Source organism: Thiomonas sp. UBA7699 (assembly GCF_002482605.1).
Classification (GTDB): Bacteria; Pseudomonadota; Gammaproteobacteria; order Burkholderiales; family Burkholderiaceae_C; genus Thiomonas; species Thiomonas arsenitoxydans.
The window spans coordinates 1-17,144 of sequence record NZ_DLGH01000007.1; the positions used below are offsets into that span (position 1 = coordinate 1).

The window sequence follows — 17,144 nt, forward strand, 5'->3', positions numbered from 1 at the left end:
CGAGCCAAGGCACTTGAGCGCCGTCGGCGATCCACAATCCCAGTTGCCATGGCGCGACCGCCGCGCGCCGCGCCAGCGTCGCTTCGGCCGCGGCCAGGCGAGCGCGCGTGTCGGCAAGCGCGCTTGCATTGGTGCCGATCAGCGACGCCGCCAGTCCGCTGTCAACCCCCGAAACCAGCCCGGCCTCGTAGCGCCAGCGCGCGAAATCGGCATCGTCGTGGAACCGATCCTGGAACGCCTGGCGCAAGGCCAGGTTCCATTGCAGGCGGCGCACCTCGACGTAGGCACGCGCGATGCGCGCGGCCTTGCGCTGGCGCGCGTCGGCCAGCCGCACGGCCTGCACTTCGGGGGAATCGGGCATCTGCTGCAGCATGCGGCCGACCCAGCGGGCGAGGCGGAAGCGCCACTGCTGCGAGCGCGCCTGCAAGTCGGCCAGGGCGCGGGCTTCGCGGACCAGGAGCGGGTCCGCCGCCAGCCCGTGGTCGATCAGCCGAGCCAGCAAGGGGTCGTCGACCTCTGTCCACCACGGCATACTCGGAGCCGAGTCGGCGCTCACTGCGGCTTCGGATATCTGTGCACCGGCGGGGCTTTGCAGCGAGGCGCAACCGCCCAACGTGCACAGCACGAGTAACCCGATCCAAAGGGCTTGGAATGTTCTGAACAAGGGACGTCGGAATCTGAAACTGGAGGCAAAAATCGATGCCGTGATGGGGGAATGGTACGAAGTGTCGCGGTCTGCACCCGCGCCGACGACGCTTTCATGTGCCAACCGGAACGCGCTCACGGTAGGGCATGAGTGTACCTACCGCCGCGAGCACAAAGTCGCCTCTGGCGGAGTCGAACCAGACTTCGTCGGAGCCGCCGGCCTGATTGAAAGCCCTCAGAATCTTGTCCGAAACGGGATCGAGCAGTAATGCAACTGCCTTGAAACTGGAAGTGGGTCGGCGCAGCGGGGGATAGACGGTTTCAGGGGAGCCGGGTAACGCAAAAATGCCCGGTCGGAAATAGTCCTATTTTCAGTGGGTGGCGCTCAGCTTGCTGGATATTTCAGGGCGTTTTTGCCGATTTTCTGTTCCACCGCCTGTTGCAGATCCACACCGGTGTGATCGGCGATCTGCACGAGATAGATCAGCACGTCGGCGATTTCGTCGGCGAGGTGCTGTTGAATTTCAGGGTCTTGTCCGGCCTGCTGCGATTGCTCGGGCGTCATCCACTGGAAGATTTCCACCAGTTCGCCAGCCTCGACGATCATTGCCATCGCCAGGTTTTTCGGCGTTTGATAGGGCGCCCAATTGCGGTCGGCGGAAAACTGTCGCAAGCGGGCTTGCAGGGCGGGAATGTCCAAGCGGTGTGCTCCTCTGACGCTAATCCGTAATCGCCTGCAGTAGTTCGTTTTCGAGTGTGTTCTGAATCCGGGCGTCACCCAGACCGGGGCCGGAAACCAGAAACGTATCTTCCACCCGCTCGCCGAGGGTGGTGATCTTGGCCAGTTGCAGGTCGATGTGGTGTTTGGCCAGCACCTGCGCAATGCCGAACAGCAGCCCAGCCCGGTCGTGCGCGGTCACGTTGAGAATCCAGCGCTGCCCGCGCTCGTCGGGGCGCAGACCGACGCGGGGGCTGACGGGGAAGTTGCGCACCCGCCGCGACAGTCGCCCGTGATGCGGGGGCGGCAGTGGCGCGGCGCGGCCCAGTTCGGCGAGCAGCGAGGTTTCGATCACGCCGGTCATCGCCCTGTCGTGCACTTTGGTGTGGGGTGACACCACGACGAAGCTGTCGAGCGCCCAGCCGTTGTTGGCGGTGTGGATCTTGGCGTCGAGAATATTGAAGTTCTGATGATCGAAGTAGCCGCAGATGCGCGCGAACAGATCGGGTTGGTCGGGCGCATAGACCAGCACTTCCAGCCCCTCGCCTTCGGGCGCCAGTCGCGCGCTGATCACGGGCGACTGGCTGGCCACGCGGGCGTAGAGCTTGCGGGTGTGCCAGGCAATGTCTTGCGGATCGTTGCGCAGGAAATAGCCCATGTCCAGCGTGTCCCAGAGTGGCTTTTGTGCGCCCTGGGGCAGGGCGTAAAGGTTGAGAATGCGCTGCGCCTCGCGCTGGCGCAGTTGCAGTTCGGCCTCGGGTTGCGGCGTCTGGCCGCCGAGTGCGCGCAGGGTGGCGCGGTAGAGGTTTTCGAGCAGCTTGCCTTTCCAGGCGTTCCACACTTTGGGGCTGGTGCCGCGAATGTCGGCCACGGTCAGCAGGTATAGGGCGACGAGATGACGCTCATCGCCCACGCGCCGGGCGAAGGCGGCGATGACCTCGGGGTCGCTCAAGTCTTCTTTCTGCGCCACGCGCGACATCTGCAGGTGCTCGCGCACGAGGAACACGGCCAGCTCGGTGTGTTCGGCGCTGATGCCGTGCGCCTTGCAGAACTTGCGGGTTTCGACGGCGCCCAGCTCGGAGTGATCGCCGCCGCGGCCCTTGGCGATGTCGTGGAACAGCGCCGCGAGGATGAGCACCCACGGCGGATCGAAGTGTGCCGCCAGCTCCGAGCACAGCGGATATTCGTGGGCATGTTCGGGCATAAAAAAACGCCGCACATTGCGCACGACCATCAGAATGTGTTGATCGACGGTATAGACGTGAAACAGGTCGTGCTGCATCTGCCCGACGATGCGGCGAAACGCCCACAGGTAGCGCCCGAGCACGCTGGTGCGGTTCATAAGCCGCAGTGCGTGAACGATGCCTTGCGGCGCCTGCAGGATGCGCACGAACTGCTCCCGGCTGCGCGGATCGTGGCGGAAGGCGCTGTCCATCCGGTGGCGCGCCAGGTAGATGGCGCGTAGTGCGGCGGGCGAAAGCCCCCGAGCGCCGGGCGCGCGCTGGAACACCGCAAAAATTTCCAGCAGCGTCCAAGGCTCTTGCTCGAAAAGCTGGAGATGGGCGGGCTCGATTATGCCGTCGCGCAGCACATAGCGCCCGTCTTCCACGTCCTTGAGCCCGACGACGGGCTGCGCCACGGCCACCGACTGCGGCCAGAGCCGCCCCTCGATATCGAGCAGCACGATCTGGTTGATCTGCTCGACGGCTTTCGCCGCCCAGTAGTAGCGCTGCATCAGACGTTCGCCAGCCCGCTTGGTCGGCGTGGGCGCAAAGCCGAGCACCTTGGCAACGGCCGATTGCTGGTCGAACACCAGACGGTCTTCGCGCCGTCCGGCCAGCACGTGCAGGTGCGCGCGGATGCGTTTGATCACGGTCTCGTTGCGCTGAATCTGGCGCACGGTATTGACATGGATGATTCCATGCGCCGCCAATTCCTTCCAGCTGCGCCCCAGACCGCTGGCCTGCGCCACCCAGAGCACGACCTGCAGATCGCGCAAACCGCCGGGGCTTTCCTTGCAATTGGGCTCGAGCGCGTAGGGGGTGTCCTCGAATTTGAGATGGCGCTGCTGCTGCTCGCGCATCTTGGCCTGAAAGAAGGCGCGGGCATCGAGGTGAGCGAAAAACGCGCGGTTCAGCGAATCAGCCAAGGCGCGATTGCCGCACAAAAAGCGCGATTCCAGCAGGGCCGTCTGCACCGTGATGTCCTTGTCGGCTTCGTCGATGCAGGCCTCGATGGTGCGCACGCTCGGGCCGATTTCCAGGCCGATATCCCAGCAGGCGGTGATGAAACCTGAGGCGGCCGCATCGATGGCGGCGTTGCTGCCCTGGGTCTGCTCAAGCAGCAGAAGCAGATCGATGTCGGAGAACGGAAACAGCTCCCCGCGTCCATAGCCGCCCACGGCGATCAGCGCCGCATCGGGCGGCATGCCGCTTGTCGTCCACAGGGTCTGCAGCGTCTGATCGGCAAGGCGGGTGAGTCCGTGCAGCAGCGGCGTGACCTGCTGCGGGTGCTGCCCGAAGTGGTCGAGTAGCGCGGCACGTCCCTGTTTCCAGCTCAGGCGAATGTCGCTCAGCGCAACCTCAGCCGGATGGGCGGCGGCAGATGCGGTCATGGGCCTGACGTGCGCGAAGTCACGATGACGGCCAGCGCAGCGCCGCTCAAGCGGCGAGGGCAGGCTGGCGAACGAAGGCGGGCGCGGGCTGGCAACCGGCCGAAGTGGTCAGCACTTCAAAGCCGGTGGGAGTGACCAGCACCGTGTGCTCCCACTGTGCAGACAGCGAACGGTCTTTGGTGACGATGGTCCAGCCGTCGGCCATTTCGCGGATGTCGCGCCGCCCGGCGTTGATCATGGGCTCGATGGTGAAGGTCATGCCTTCGCGCAGCACTTCTCCCGTGCCCGCCTTGCCGTAGTGCAGCACTTGCGGGTCTTCGTGGAAGTTGCGGCCGATGCCATGGCCGCAGAATTCGCGCACGATGCTGTAGCCCGCGCTCTCGGCGAAGGTCTGGATGACGTGGCCGATGTCGCCCAGCCGCGCACCCGGTTTGACCAGCGCGATGCCATGCCACATGGCCTCGAAGGTGATGTCCACCAGCCGCTGCACATGCTTGGGCACGGTGCCGATGCTGAACATGCGGCTGCTGTCTCCGTGGAATCCATCCTTGATCACGGTGACGTCGATGTTGATCACATCGCCGCTCTTCAGCGGTTTGTCATTCGGAATGCCGTGGCAGATGACGTTGTTGACCGAGGTGCAGATCGACGCGGGGTAGGGCGCGTAGCCCGGCGGCGCGTAATTCAGCGGGGCCGGAATGGCCTGCTGCACCTGGGTGATGTAGTCATACGCCAGCTTGTCGATCGCCTTGGTGGTGACGCCAGGCTGCACATGCGGGGTCAGGTAATCGAGCAATTCGGAGGCCAGTCGCCCGGCCACGCGCATTTTCTCGATTTCTTCAGGGGTTTTGATGGTGATGCTCATGGCGCAATTATCACACTCCTGACATGTGTTCGTGAGCCGCCTGTGCGCGTCATGGCGATTTCTATAATCTGCCGCTGACCGCCATCCCCCACCCCGCCCAGCCCGTTCAGGCTTCCCGCATGCACATCCTTTTCTTTGAAGGCGCCAGCGCCTTGTCCGCCTTTCGTCAGGACGCATTGCAGGCCCGCCTGCGCCAGACCGCGCCGGAGATCGCCGATCGCGTGCGCCGTATCCATGCCCGCTATGTGCATGCACTGGCGCTCGACGCCGCCCCGACTCCCGCGCTTCACGACAAACTCGAAGGCCTGCTGCGCTATGGCGATCCTTACGCCGGTCCCGCGCAGGGTCAGAGCCTGTATGTCATGCCGCGCCTGGGCACCCTTTCGCCCTGGGCTTCCAAGGCCACCGACATCGCTCGCTTGTGCGGCGCCGAAGTGCACCGGGTGGAACGCACGGTGCAATACCGCCTTGAGGCGGAGAGTGGGCTGCTGCGCGCCGCCAAACCGCTGACCGAGGCCGAACTGCTTCAGCTCGCCGCCCTGTTGCACGACCGCATGACCGAAACCGTGGCGCTGCAGCGCAGCGAGCTGGAGCGTCTTTTTTCCGAACTGCCACCCCAGCCGCTGCAGCACGTGGACGTGCTCTCCGGCACGCTTGACGCCGGCCGCGCGGCGCTCGCGCGTGCCAATGTGGAGCAGGGACTGGCGCTGTCGGATGACGAGATCGACTATCTGCTCGACGCCTACCGCAAGCTCGGCCGCAACCCCACCGATGTCGAGCTGATGATGTTCGCCCAAGCCAACAGCGAACATTGCCGCCACAAAATTTTCAATGCCCGCTTCACCATCGATGGCGTCGATCAGCCGCACACCCTGTTCCAGATGATCCGCAACACCCACGCGGTGTCGCCGCAGGGCACGGTGGTGGCCTATGCCGACAACGCCTCGGTGATGGACGGCGGCACGGTGCAGGCCTGGCAACCCGATCCCGCCACGCACCGCTACGGCGCACAAGAAGCACTCAAACATGTGCTGATGAAGGTGGAAACGCACAATCACCCCACCGCTATTTCGCCGTTTCCCGGTGCGGCCACCGGAGCCGGTGGAGAGATTCGCGACGAGGGCGCCACCGGCCGTGGCTCGCGCCCCAAGGCGGGGCTCACCGGATTCTCGGTCTCCAATCTGCGGCTGCCGGGCGCTGGCGAACCGTGGGAGGCGGCCACAGAAACAGTCGGCAAGCCCGGCCATACCGCCAGCCCGCTGCAGATCATGCTCGACGGGCCGCTGGGCGGGGCAGCGTTCAACAACGAGTTCGGCCGTCCCAATCTGGCCGGTTACTTCCGCGTGTTCGAACAGCCGGTGGACGGCAAGGTCTGGGGGTATCACAAGCCCATCATGCTGGCGGGCGGTCTGGGCTCCATCGATGCCCGCCTGACGCACAAAAAGGCATTTCCCGCAGGCACGCTGCTGATCCAGCTTGGCGGCCCGGGCATGCGCATCGGCTTGGGCGGCGGCGCGGCGTCGAGTCTGGCCACCGGCAGCAATGCCACCCATCTCGATTTCGATTCGGTGCAGCGCGGCAACCCTGAAATTCAGCGCCGGGCGCAAGAAGTCATCAACGCCTGCTGCGCGCTGGGCGAGGCCAATCCCATTCTGTCGATTCACGATGTGGGCGCTGGCGGACTGTCCAACGCCTTTCCCGAGTTGGTGGAGGGCGCGGGCCGTGGCGCGGTGTTCCAGTTGCGCGATGTTCCACTTGAAGAGTCTGGCCTAAGTCCAAGAGAAATATGGAGTAACGAAAGCCAGGAGCGCTATGTTCTGGCTATTGCTCCAGAGCAGCAAGAGGCTTTCGCCGCGCTGTGCGCCCGCGAGCGCTGCCCCTTTGCGGTGGTGGGCGTCGCCACGCAAGAGCAAACGCTGATCGTGAATGACAGCCTGCACGCCGACCAGCCCGATCTGGCCCGTCCGGTCGATCTGCCGCTGGACGTGCTGCTGGGCAAGCCGCCGCGCGTGCATCGTCAGGCGCAGCGGCAGTTGCCGCAAGGCGAGGCGCTCGATCTGGCTGAGGTCGATCTGGCGCAGGCCTGCGAAGCGGTGCTGCGCCACCCCACGGTGGCGAGCAAGCGCTTTCTCATCACCATTGGCGACCGCACGGTAGGCGGCATGAGCCACCGCGATCCCATGGTCGGCCCGTGGCAGGTGCCGGTGGCCGACTGCGCCGTCACGCTCGCCGACTACGCTGGTTTTCGGGGCGAGGCGATGAGCGTGGCCGAGCGCGCGCCCGTTGCGGTGCTCAACCCCGCCGCGTCGGGTAGGCTGGCGGTGAGCGAGGCGGTGCTCAACCTGCTGGCCGCACCGGTGCAACGTCTGGCCGACATCAAGCTGTCGTGCAACTGGATGGCCGCCTGCGGCCAGCCGGGGCAGGACGCCGCGCTGTACGACACCGTGCACGCCATCGGCATGGAACTCTGTCCCGCTCTGGGTATTTCGGTGCCCGTGGGCAAGGATTCGCTGTCGATGCATACGCGCTGGGAAGACGCGGGTCAGGCCAAGAGCGTGACCTCGCCGGTCTCGCTGGTGGTTTCCGCCTTCGCCACGCTGCCCGACGTGCGCGGCACGCTTACGCCGCAACTGCGCACCGATGCGCCGAGCAGCCTGATTCTGGTCGATCTGGGCCAGGGCAAAAGGCGCATGGGCGCGAGCATCCTGGCGCAGACGCTCGGGCAGATCGGCGACATCACCCCCGATCTCAACAGCCCGCACTTGCTGAAATCGTTTGCCGCGGCGCTGGCTGAATTGCGCACCGCTGGCCTGGTCTGGGCCTATCACGACCGATCCGACGGCGGCCTGTGGGCGGCTGCCTGCGAAATGGCCTTCGCCGGGCATTGCGGCCTCAGCCTGAATGTGGACGTGCTCACGCTCGAAGGCAACGAAGCCGACGACTGGGGCGATGCCAAAGACTGGGCCAAACAGGTCGGTCCGCGCCGTCACATTCAAACCTTGCGCGCGCTGTTCAACGAAGAGCCCGGCTTGCTGCTGCAAGTGCCCGCAACGCAGCGCGACGCCGTGCTGCAGACCCTGCGGCAACACGGGCTGTCGGCGCACAGCCACGCCATCGGCACGGTCAACGACGGCGACGTCATCGAGATCTGGCGCGACACGCAGCGCATTTACACCGCACCTCGCACCCAATTGCAGCAAATGTGGGACCGCGTGTCGTGGCGCATGGCGATGTTGCGCGACAACCCCGAGTGCGCCCAAGCCGAGCACGACGCGCTGGCCGACGCCGCCGATCCGGGGCTGCACTTGCACCTGACTTTCGACGCCCAGCAAGACATCGCCGCGCCTTTCATCGCCAGCGGGGCGCGGCCGCAAGTCGCCATCCTGCGCGAGCAGGGCGTCAACTCGCAGGTGGAAATGGCCTACGCCATGCACCGCGCCGGGTTCGACGCGGTGGACGTGCATATGAGCGACCTGATGGCAGGCCGCGCCCGGCTGGGCGATTTCCGCGGCTTTGTCGCCTGCGGCGGTTTCAGCTACGGCGACGTGCTCGGCGCGGGCGAGGGCTGGGCGCGTTCCATTCTGTTCAACCCCGAGCTCGCCGATCAATTTGCACATTTTTTCGGCCGTACCGATACCTTCGCGCTGGGCGTGTGCAACGGCTGCCAGATGCTGGCCGCGCTCGCCCCCATGATTCCCGGCGCCCGCGCCTGGCCGCGCTTCACCCGCAACCGCTCGGAGCAGTTCGAGGCGCGGTTGTCGCTGGTGGAAGTCGCCGAGTCGCCGTCCCTCTTTTTTCAGGGCATGGCTGGCAGCCGCGCGCCCATCGCCGTGGCGCATGGCGAAGGGCGGGCCGATTTTTCGCAGCAGGGCGACGCGAAGCTGCTGCAGGTGGCCATGCGCTTTGTCGATCATCAGGGCCAACCCACGGAGCGTTATCCCTACAACCCCAACGGCAGCCCCGAGGGCATCACCGCCGTGACCACGCCCGATGGCCGCTTTACCGCGCTGATGCCGCACCCGGAGCGGGTGTTCCGCAGCGTGCAGATGAGCTGGACCGCCGAGGGGCAGGGCGACGACAGCCCGTGGATGCGCATGTTCCGCAATGCGCGGGTGTGGTGTGAGTGAAGTGGCCCCCACGCTCCCGCTGCGCGGTCGCTGCCCCCCGAGGGGGCGCACCCCGCCTTGGGGCGGCCCGGCGGCGGGGTGGGTGGCCCCCACGCTCCCGCTGCGCGGTCGCTGCCCCCCGAGGGGGCGCACCCCGCCTTGGGGCGGCCCGGCGGTGGGGTGGGTGCGTTGATCATGGCGGGAAACCGAATCAGCCGTTACGGCGGCGTCGATACCCTGCGCGGCTTGGCCGTGCTGTGGATGATGTCGTTTCATTTCAGTTTCGACCTGAACTGGTTCGGCTTCATCCACACCGACTTCTACACCAGCCCCTGGTGGCTCGATCAGCGCATTGCCATCGTCAGCCTGTTTGTTTTCACCGTCGGACTGACGCAGACCTTCACCGATGCGAGCGGCCGCCCGGCGCGGCATTTCTGGAAGCGCTGGGCGCAAATCGTGGGCGCTTCGCTACTGGTCACGGCAGGCAGCTACGCCGCGTTTCCGCACAGCTTCATCTACTTCGGCATTCTTCAGGGCATCGCGGCCATGTTGCTGTTGCACCGACTGGTGTTTCGCCACTTAGGCGCCTGGGTGTTGCTGCTCGCCCCCATCGCCATTGCCGCGCCTCAGCTTTGGGGGCACGCTTTTTTCAATCCGCCGTGGTGGAACTGGACCGGGCTGATCACGCAAAAACCCATCACCGAAGACTACGCGCCACTGCTGCCGTGGATCGGTGTGCTGTGGATCGGCGCCGGCGCGGGCTGGCTGCTGGCGCGGGTGCAATTCCGGCCCTTGCGCCATCTGCCCGAAATTCGTCCGCTGTCTTTCCTCGGGCGCTGGCCCCTGACCATTTACCTGCTGCATCAACCCGTTTTCGTCGGCCTGGTCTGGCTGGCTGCACATCTGCGGGGGTGATTCGTGGAAGAACTTGTCGACGCCTCCATCGACTATCTGCTGCATTACGGCGACAGCGATCACTGGTTTTTCATTCCGCAGGCGAAGGATGAAGAAGACGCGCTGCGCTACTTTTTCTGCATCGAAGGCTACGTCGAGCGTCTGCGACGGGACATTCGCGCACGCCGAGAAGCAGAAGAGGGGCTTTGAGACGTCAGCGCAGCGATTCAGCCGAAACCGTGGCTCATCAGCGTCGCCAGCAAGGGGATGATGACCATCACATGCGATTGCGCCATCAGCCAGCGGCGCTCTTTTTTCACTTCTTCTACGCCGGGCTGCCACACTGCCATTGCCCGAGCCTGAAGGCCCCAGCGCCCCAGCCGCTGCGTGGACGGCCAGGACATCACCGCCATCAGCGCCAGCAAAACCACCTTGGCCCACAACAAGGGGTTGTGCAGCAGCCACTGCGGGCCTTTGATGCCCCAGAACACCAGCGCCAGCCCGCTGGCCAGCACCGCGGCAAAACTGCCCCAGACCCACACATCCAGCCTGCGAAGGCGAGCCAGCACCTGGGCATCGACGGCGCCCACCCGTGTCAGGCTGGTTTTGGCGGTGAGAAAAACGGCCAGCCCCAGCATGGCGGAGAGATGAAGGTAAAGCAGCAGAGCATCGGTCAACATGGCGGGTCAGTCCGGTTTGAGATGGATCATCTCGGTTTTTCTGGTCTGCAGGGTGATGAAGTGCTGCAGCGGCGGGTGCAGGCAATCCGCCAGAGTCGAGGTATTGAGCCGCGCGTAAAACGCTTCTGCGGCGTCGCTCAGCAAGGGCCGCAGCAGGCACAACGGAGTGAGATTGCAATGGCCGCCGTCAGGGCGAAGGCATTCCACCAGGCCCTGACCGTCTTCCAGCCAGCGCACGACATTCCCAAGAAGTATTTCTGAAGCGTCTTTATCAAGACGAACGCCACCATTGGAGCCGCGTTGATTCTGCACGTAGCCACCGGCAGCAAGACGCTGGAGCACCTTGACAAGATGCTCACGCGAGATATCAAGAATCTTCGCTAATTCTTTGCTATTTAATGATTGATCTGGGTTTTCTGCCAGCACCATCAAGGCGCGCAGTCCAAAGTCAGTGAACTGGGTCAGTTTCAATTCGTGGCTTGCCTGTCTTGTTGTGTGAAGCTATAGTGGAATTAAATAATCCACATAAGGGGTTGTCATGACGCATCCTACCGCGAGTCGAATCACAACGCCAGAAAGCCAGCAAAGCTTGTTCAGGCAAGTGCTGGACGCAACGCCAGCCGAGATTGCGCCTGAGGATCGCCGCAGCGTTCTGGCCGAACAGCTCCGCACACAGACGGGGCTCGACGAGCGCGCCCTCGATCGCTTGGTGCGTCGGTTTTATGCACATGCCCGGCTTGATCCAGATCTCGGTCCGATGTTTGAGGCGCACGTGGCCGACTGGGAGGCGCATTACGCCCGGATGGTGGATTTCTGGGCCTCGGTCGGCCTGCTTGCTGGACGCTATCACCGCAATGCCTTGCAGGCGCATCGCCCCTTGCCTCTGCACCCTGCGCACTTCGCCCGCTGGCTGGATCTGTTCGACCAGACGCTGCAGGAAGAAGTCTCACCTGCGGCACGCGCGCACCTGATGACCATTGCGCACCGCATAGCGGCAACTCTGAACAGCCGCCTGTGTTCGCGTTGACGGAAATATCAGGGTTTACCCGCGCGATGTTTACATGCAGTGACAAAAGATACACGACCTATCTGCGCAGGTTGATCCATCGCAAGCGGCTGCATAAGTTCCTGCTTATTCTACCAACCATACATGTGCGACATTCTGTCGCATCACTCTGAGGAGAAAAACCAATGCCTGACGAGATGCCTTACCTGCCGATGCCGGTTACAGACCCTGCGGGTCGAACGCATGCGCAATCGGACATGCCGCTGCCTGACATGCAATACGCCCGGCCAATGGGGGCATGGGTTATCGTAGCCGCGCTCTTTATCGTCGTCGTCGGTCTGTGGGCGATGGTTGCGGCCTATTTCTCCATCCATGCCTGAGGCACGTCATGTCAACTTCAACTCCCGACGCCTTTGAAGATCGGTTCCATCATGTCGCGCTGCGGCATGAGCGCATCTGGATTTTCATCGCCCTGTCCCTGATCGCCGTACTGTTCATCGTGGCGGTGTGGTTCGTGGTGCACGACTACGGCCTGGTGGCCAAGACCTCGCAGTTCTACTCCAACCCCAACACACCGGCCGAAACGGCCAACTACCAGGGTTCCGGCGTGAAGCAAACCGGGCCGAACAGCTATGAGGTCTATGAAGTCGGCCGCGCCTGGAGCTGGACGCCGGGCACCGCCACGCCGCTGACCCTCCCGGTGGGCGCTCACGTCACGTTCAACGTCACCAGCGGCGATGTGATCCATGGCTTCGAAGTGCAGGGCACGAGCATCAACCTCACCGCCATTCCCGGCGTGGTGGGGCATGTCAGCTACACCTTCAACAAACCTGGCACGTTCTACATCATCTGCAACGAGTATTGCGGTGCCGGCCATCAGGCCATGATCGGCAGGATCATCATCACCGGAGCAAAACAATCATGAGCGCAACCCTGAGCAACAACGCCCCGCGCATTCTGGCGACGCCGACTGCCGGTGAGATTGCCGGTGAAAAAACCATGCTGCTGGCCTTCTGGGTCACGGGTTTTCTGGCACTCGCCGTGGGCATCGCCATTGGCGTGCTCCAGAGCAGCAACTATGCCGGAATCAATCTCTATCCTTATCTACAGCCGTTCCTCAAGTCGTACTACCAAGGGCTGACCATGCACGGCGTGCTCAACGCCTATGTGTTCACCTTCTTCACCATTTCCGGCTGGCTGATGTACCTGCCGGCGCGTGAACTCAAACTCAAGCCCAATATGGGGCTGGCCTGGTTTACTTACGCGCTGATGCTCATCGGCACGTTGATGGCGGCTTACGGCATGTTCGACAACTCGTCGAGCGTGCTCTACACCATGTACGCGCCACTCAAGGGCAGTGCTTGGTTTTACCTGGGCATCACGCTAGTCGTGGTGGCGAGCATTCTCCCGCTGTTCGTCGTGCTGGAGATGCGGGCCCGCTGGAAGCGCGCCAATCCCGGTCAGCTCACGCCGCTGGTCACCTATATGAGCGCCACCACGCTGCTGATGTGGCTGCTCGCCGCGCTCGGCGCGGGCACCGAGGCCGTGTTCCTGCTCGATCCCTGGGCGCTCGGGATGACGCAGACCATCGATCCGTTGCTGGCCCGCACCTTGTTCTGGTGGACCGGCCACCCCATCGTGTATTTCTGGCTGATGCCGGGCTACGTCTCCATCTATGCGTTGCTGCCACGGCAGGCAGGAGGGAAACTGATTTCGGACCCGCTGGCCCGTCTGGCTTTTTTGCTGCTGTTCGTGTTCTCCTTGCCGGTGGGCACCCACCATCAGTACACCGATCCGGGCATCTCCCCGGTGATTAAAGGGATCGTGACGGCGCTGACGCTGTCGGTTGCGATTCCCAGCCTGATCACCGCCTTCACCATCGCGCTCAGCCTGGAGTATGGCGGTCGTCGTCGCGGCGGCAAAGGGCTGATGGGCTGGTGGACGGCCTTGCCCTGGAAAGATCCCTCGGTGGCGGCGCAGGTTCTGGCGCTGGTGAGTTTCATCTTCGGCGGAGCAGGGGGCATCGTCAACGCCAGTTGGCAGCTCGACAACGTGGTGCACAACACCCTGTGGATTCCGGCGCACTTTCACCTCACCGTGGGCACCATGACCACCCTTGTCTTCATGGGCGTGAGTTTCTGGCTGCTGCCGCACCTGACCGGCCGCAAACTCTACAGCTCGAAACTTGCCCTCTGGAGCGTGTGGCTGTGGTTCCTCGGCCTGATGACCTGGGGCTTCGCCGGACACTGGGCCGGCATGGACGGCGTGCCGCGACGCGCCTGGGTCTCGTCCTTGCCGCATGATCAATACATGCAACTTTATGGCGCAGTGCATCCGGCGCTCATCATCGTGGGCATAGGCGGCGTCATTGCAGCCCTCGGTGCGGTTCTCTACTACATCGTGTTCTTCGGCACCTTGTTCGGCCAGAAAGATTCCAAGGCGATGGTCGAGATTCCGTTCACCGAGTACATCACCAGCAGCGAGGGATCCTTACTGGCGCGCGTGGCCGAACCGCTGGGCCTTTGGACGCTGATCACCTTTGTCATCACGCTGGCGGTCTACATCCCCGTGTTCTGGCCCATGCTCACCCATCCGATCCACGCGCCGGGCTTCGTGCTCTGGTGATCGGATGAAGGGAGTCGGCATTGCATCCCCAGCCACCCCGCTGCAACCGCAGCGAGGCGGCTGGAAGGATTCGGCGCGGCGGGCGGCGCTGGTCTCCGCCCTGCTGTTGGCTGCGGTCTGGGCCTGGTCACATTTCCAACAACACTCCGCGGCTCTCCATGGATCTCCGCTCAAACCCGTCCCGGCGCCTTCGCTGTCTGGATTCACGGACACCCAGGGCAGGGCGTTCTCCTGGACGCGTGAACGCGGCCGGGCGGTGCTGGTGTTTTTCGGCTACACGCACTGTCCCGATGTCTGCCCGCTTACCCTGGCTGCATTGGCGCAAAGCCTGGAACGACTCGGACCGCTGCGCAAACAGGTGCGCGTGGTGTTCGTCACCCTCGATCCAGCGCGCGACACGGCGCCGGTGCTGCGCGCCTATCTCGATGCCTTCCTGCCGGACACCATCGGCTTGCGGGCTGCTATGCCCGCGGTGCGCGTCTCTGCGCGGCAATGGGGCATTACCTGGCGGCGCGTCGATACGGCGGACGGCGCCTACTGGATCGATCACACCGCCGCTGTCACCCTGGTTGGACCAGACGGGCGATTGGTCGCGCGATATGGCTACGGACAACTCACGGATCCCTCCTGGCTTGCAGACGACTTGCGCACCGTCCTGGAGCGCGGATGACAAGCACTTGGCCGCTCGCGGCATGGGCGGGATGGTTCGTGTTGGCCGGCCTGGCGCTGGCGGGCTACAGCCTGGCCGCTTGGCGCGGGCGCTGGCCATGGTGGCGGGTGATGGTCTTTGCGGTCGGCTGCGCGCTGACGCTGCTTTGCACCTGGGGATTGAACAACCCGCTGGCCTCGATGACGGGCTACACCATCGCCTTGATGACCTTGGGCCAGATCGTGTCGCCGCTGCTCCTGATTGGATTTCCTCCGCAGGTACGCGCGCAGTGGCGCGCACCAAGGCAGAGTTGGTGGAGCCTCTGGGTGCTCGACGCCTGGGTCGCAGCGGCCGTGTTCATCATTCTGACCCTGGGAGTGAATCTGCCCGGCGTGTTCAACACCGCGCTCGCCAACGCCTTCTTTTCCGGCCCGATCGGCCTGTTTCTGCTGCTCTCCGGGTTGATGTTCTGGGCGCAGTTGCTGCCGGGTTGCACCAGCATTGCCCATCGCTGGATTGCCGGCATCTACGGCTGGCTGGGCAGTCTGCCGATGATGATCATCGCCGCAGTCTGGGTGTGGAGCGGCCATGTGCTCTACACCCCTTACCTCGACGTGCTGTGCCTGTGGAATCTCAGTCCGCTGGACGACCAACACTACGCCGGGCTGGTGATGTTCATTGCCGGATTGCCGCTGCAACTGCGCGCGGCATGGCTGCTCATCATGCCGGGCGAGGAGGAGTCAAGCTGATGCGCCCCTGTGCTGCAGCCCATCGCCGCCATCGGGCAATTCCCGATCGGCACATGCGGCCGAGCTGTCTATGCTCTCCCCGGTATTCCCCGTGGAGACCCGCACATGCCCGCGATTCCGACCATCAATATTGCCTCAGGACAGCCGCCGTCCCTTGCGTCTGTACGCAGCGCCTGCCGCAAGATGAAACTTTGCATCGCCGCGTCCTACGCGGTTCTTGCCTATTTCATCGCCCGCAGCCTGATTGCGCTGGGTCAGTCGCACATGCGCAGCACGCCCGCTGCGCTGGGCGTCGGCAGCCTGCTGGCGATCGTCAAAGATCTTGGGATCATCGCGCTGCTCCTGGGCGCCGCCTACGCGTTGTATCGCTCGCTGACGATCTACCAAAGCCTGCGCTTGTGCGACGACAGCAAAATCTGCCGCGTGGTCTACGCCGTCTGCCGGGTCAATCCCGCGGCGGATCGCTATCGCATCGCGGTTTTGCGCAGTGGCAGGGGGTTCCTCACTGCAGAGATCGACGGATTTTTCAGACTCTGCCCGCCCGAACTCTGGACTCAGAGCTGGCCCCAGGATCTCAAGGCCAGAATCCAGTCGCCCGAGCCATTGGCCGTCAAGGCAAAGCTCACGGCAGAGTAACGCAGCCCAGAGTAACGCAGCCCTTTCGCTGGCTGCAACCCGATCCCCGCGCCGCACCCACCCTGCACGCACTGCCCGCAGTCGCGCGGGAGCGGTGTTACGCGCGCCGTTCATGCCCCCATCTTTGTCACAGGAGTTGCCGCAGCGCAACTCCACACTGTCCCTCATGCACACCCATTCAGGACTACTCATGAAACATCATTCAATTGGTCTGATTTTGATGACTTTTTTTCTCGCCGCCAGCGCGCAGGCGCAAACGCCTGCGGGCAACGCCGCCGCAGGCAAGTATGAATCCTCCATGTGCGAAGGCTGCCATAACGCCGCTCACGGCGGCTTCAAAACCGATTTCCCCGAGGTGTACCGCGCGCCCAAACTCAACGGGCAAAGCGCCGCCTACATCGCGCAGTGCCTGGAGGATTACCGCAGCGGCGCGCGCCGCAACCCGACGATGAAAGCCGTGGCCGACATCCTGACTCCGCAGCAGATCGCCAACCTGTCGGCGTATTACGCCGTTCCCAAAAATCAAAGCGTCAAGTGAGGAGCACACATATGAAACGACTGACTGCATCGCTGGCTGCGGCAGCCACAGCCCTGGCTTTTGCTGGCGCGGCGCATGCCGCCGACCTCAAAAAGGGGGAAGAACTGGTGAACAAAGGCGGCTGCATTGCCTGCCACGGCGCTGGTCTCGACAAGCCCATCGCCCCCAACTACCCCAAGCTGGCCGGGCAATACCAGAGCTATCTGTTCCACGCCCTGCAGCAATACCAAGCCAAGCACCAGACCCCGCTGTATGGCCGCAACAACGCCATCATGAGCGGCATGGTGGCGCAGTACAACACGCAAGACCTGGAAGACATCGCGGCCTATATCGCCAGCCTGAAGGGCGATCTCTACATCCGCGACGAAATGCATTGAAATTCAGTGATCTGCGTGCGGCGGGCCCGTTGGCCTGAGCCC

17 protein-coding genes and 1 pseudogene are annotated in these 17,144 nt (G+C 63.8%); 12 read left to right on the top strand and 6 right to left on the bottom strand.

The annotated features are described in order from the left end of the window. From B3H47_RS02710 to map, 4 genes and pseudogenes are all read right to left on the bottom strand, one after another. Positions 1-625 (bottom strand): annotated as a pseudogene (locus B3H47_RS02710) (type I secretion system protein TolC); the annotation flags it as partial. 405 nt (positions 626-1,030) lie between these two features. Continuing rightward, positions 1,031-1,345 (bottom strand): nucleotide pyrophosphohydrolase, encoded by a 315-nt coding sequence (locus tag B3H47_RS02715; RefSeq protein ID WP_013105833.1) that lies wholly within the window; start codon positions 1,343-1,345, stop codon positions 1,031-1,033. Positions 1,346-1,364: 19 nt separating this feature from the next. Next, positions 1,365-3,977: a [protein-PII] uridylyltransferase gene (locus B3H47_RS02720; protein ID WP_286985915.1), complete on the bottom strand. Its 2,613-nt coding sequence runs from the start codon at positions 3,975-3,977 to the stop codon at positions 1,365-1,367. A 46-nt stretch (positions 3,978-4,023) separates the two neighbouring features. Then, positions 4,024-5,019 carry a type I methionyl aminopeptidase gene (gene map, locus B3H47_RS02725; RefSeq protein WP_286985916.1) on the bottom strand — a complete coding sequence of 332 codons (996 nt, stop codon included), beginning with the start codon at positions 5,017-5,019 and terminating at the stop codon, positions 4,024-4,026. On the opposite strand from map, the gene purL reads away from it, so the two are divergent. From purL to B3H47_RS02740, 3 genes are all read left to right on the top strand, one after another. Continuing rightward, on the top strand, positions 4,962-8,969 hold the full coding sequence (purL, locus tag B3H47_RS02730; protein ID WP_286985917.1) for a phosphoribosylformylglycinamidine synthase: 4,008 nt from the start codon (positions 4,962-4,964) through the stop codon (positions 8,967-8,969). The genes map and purL overlap by 58 nt on opposite strands. Before the next feature lie 174 nt (positions 8,970-9,143). Further along, positions 9,144-9,863: a DUF1624 domain-containing protein gene (locus tag B3H47_RS02735; protein ID WP_286985918.1), complete on the top strand. Its 720-nt coding sequence runs from the start codon at positions 9,144-9,146 to the stop codon at positions 9,861-9,863. 3 nt (positions 9,864-9,866) lie between these two features. After that, complete coding sequence (locus B3H47_RS02740) at positions 9,867-10,052, top strand: hypothetical protein (protein ID WP_286985919.1); 186 nt, start codon at positions 9,867-9,869, stop codon at positions 10,050-10,052. Between the two features lie 17 nt (positions 10,053-10,069). On the opposite strand, the gene B3H47_RS02745 is transcribed toward B3H47_RS02740, so the two are convergent. Together B3H47_RS02745 and B3H47_RS02750 are read right to left on the bottom strand one after the other, a co-directional pair. After that, a complete protein-coding gene (locus B3H47_RS02745; RefSeq protein WP_286985920.1) occupies positions 10,070-10,522 on the bottom strand; it encodes a DUF2214 family protein in 453 nt (150 codons plus the stop codon). A 6-nt stretch (positions 10,523-10,528) separates the two neighbouring features. Next, positions 10,529-10,993, bottom strand: a complete 465-nt coding sequence (locus B3H47_RS02750) for an RrF2 family transcriptional regulator (RefSeq protein WP_286985921.1) — start codon at positions 10,991-10,993, stop codon at positions 10,529-10,531. 67 nt (positions 10,994-11,060) lie between these two features. Here B3H47_RS02750 and B3H47_RS02755 point away from each other — a divergent pair, with 67 nt between their 5' ends. The 9 genes from B3H47_RS02755 (at position 11,061) to B3H47_RS02795 (ending at position 17,102) form a co-directional block, all read left to right on the top strand. Beyond that, positions 11,061-11,549: a group III truncated hemoglobin gene (locus B3H47_RS02755; protein ID WP_286985922.1), complete on the top strand. Its 489-nt coding sequence runs from the start codon at positions 11,061-11,063 to the stop codon at positions 11,547-11,549. Positions 11,550-11,713: 164 nt separating this feature from the next. Further along, the gene (locus tag B3H47_RS02760; RefSeq protein WP_276708382.1) at positions 11,714-11,908 is read left to right on the top strand and encodes a hypothetical protein; all 195 of its coding nucleotides are present in this window, start codon (positions 11,714-11,716) and stop codon (positions 11,906-11,908) included. 8 nt (positions 11,909-11,916) lie between these two features. Further along, complete coding sequence (locus tag B3H47_RS02765) at positions 11,917-12,453, top strand: cytochrome c oxidase subunit II (RefSeq protein ID WP_013105843.1); 537 nt, start codon at positions 11,917-11,919, stop codon at positions 12,451-12,453. Further along, positions 12,450-14,153, top strand: a complete 1,704-nt coding sequence (locus B3H47_RS02770; RefSeq protein ID WP_013123107.1) for a cbb3-type cytochrome c oxidase subunit I — start codon at positions 12,450-12,452, stop codon at positions 14,151-14,153. The genes B3H47_RS02765 and B3H47_RS02770 overlap by 4 nt, the downstream gene beginning before the upstream one ends. Positions 14,154-14,157: 4 nt before the next feature. Beyond that, positions 14,158-14,823, top strand: coding sequence for an SCO family protein (locus B3H47_RS02775; protein ID WP_064135049.1), 666 nt, complete (start codon positions 14,158-14,160; stop codon positions 14,821-14,823). Beyond that, positions 14,820-15,551 carry a cytochrome c oxidase assembly protein gene (locus B3H47_RS02780; protein WP_286985923.1) on the top strand — a complete coding sequence of 244 codons (732 nt, stop codon included), beginning with the start codon at positions 14,820-14,822 and terminating at the stop codon, positions 15,549-15,551. The genes B3H47_RS02775 and B3H47_RS02780 overlap by 4 nt, the downstream gene beginning before the upstream one ends. Positions 15,552-15,560: 9 nt before the next feature. Beyond that, entirely contained in the window at positions 15,561-16,187 is a 627-nt protein-coding gene (locus B3H47_RS02785) for a hypothetical protein (protein ID WP_286985924.1), read from the top strand. Between the two features lie 190 nt (positions 16,188-16,377). After that, positions 16,378-16,725 (top strand): c-type cytochrome, encoded by a 348-nt coding sequence (locus tag B3H47_RS02790; protein ID WP_013105848.1) that lies wholly within the window; start codon positions 16,378-16,380, stop codon positions 16,723-16,725. An 11-nt stretch (positions 16,726-16,736) separates the two neighbouring features. Next, the gene (locus B3H47_RS02795; RefSeq protein ID WP_156052587.1) at positions 16,737-17,102 is read left to right on the top strand and encodes a c-type cytochrome; all 366 of its coding nucleotides are present in this window, start codon (positions 16,737-16,739) and stop codon (positions 17,100-17,102) included. Positions 17,103-17,144: the final 42 nt, after the last annotated feature.

Coding starts and splice junctions, on each gene's coding strand:
- B3H47_RS02720 (WP_286985915.1), bottom strand. CDS start 3,977: ATGACCGCATCTGCCGCCGCCCATCCGGCTGAGGTTGCGCTGAGCGAC.
- purL (WP_286985917.1), top strand. CDS start 4,962: ATGCACATCCTTTTCTTTGAAGGCGCCAGCGCCTTGTCCGCCTTTCGT.
- map (WP_286985916.1), bottom strand. CDS start 5,019: ATGCGTCCTGACGAAAGGCGGACAAGGCGCTGGCGCCTTCAAAGAAAA.
- B3H47_RS02735 (WP_286985918.1), top strand. CDS start 9,144: ATGGCGGGAAACCGAATCAGCCGTTACGGCGGCGTCGATACCCTGCGC.
- B3H47_RS02745 (WP_286985920.1), bottom strand. CDS start 10,522: ATGTTGACCGATGCTCTGCTGCTTTACCTTCATCTCTCCGCCATGCTG.
- B3H47_RS02755 (WP_286985922.1), top strand. CDS start 11,061: ATGACGCATCCTACCGCGAGTCGAATCACAACGCCAGAAAGCCAGCAA.
- B3H47_RS02760 (WP_276708382.1), top strand. CDS start 11,714: ATGCCTGACGAGATGCCTTACCTGCCGATGCCGGTTACAGACCCTGCG.
- B3H47_RS02765 (WP_013105843.1), top strand. CDS start 11,917: ATGTCAACTTCAACTCCCGACGCCTTTGAAGATCGGTTCCATCATGTC.
- B3H47_RS02770 (WP_013123107.1), top strand. CDS start 12,450: ATGAGCGCAACCCTGAGCAACAACGCCCCGCGCATTCTGGCGACGCCG.
- B3H47_RS02775 (WP_064135049.1), top strand. CDS start 14,158: ATGAAGGGAGTCGGCATTGCATCCCCAGCCACCCCGCTGCAACCGCAG.
- B3H47_RS02780 (WP_286985923.1), top strand. CDS start 14,820: ATGACAAGCACTTGGCCGCTCGCGGCATGGGCGGGATGGTTCGTGTTG.
- B3H47_RS02790 (WP_013105848.1), top strand. CDS start 16,378: ATGAAACATCATTCAATTGGTCTGATTTTGATGACTTTTTTTCTCGCC.
- B3H47_RS02795 (WP_156052587.1), top strand. CDS start 16,737: ATGAAACGACTGACTGCATCGCTGGCTGCGGCAGCCACAGCCCTGGCT.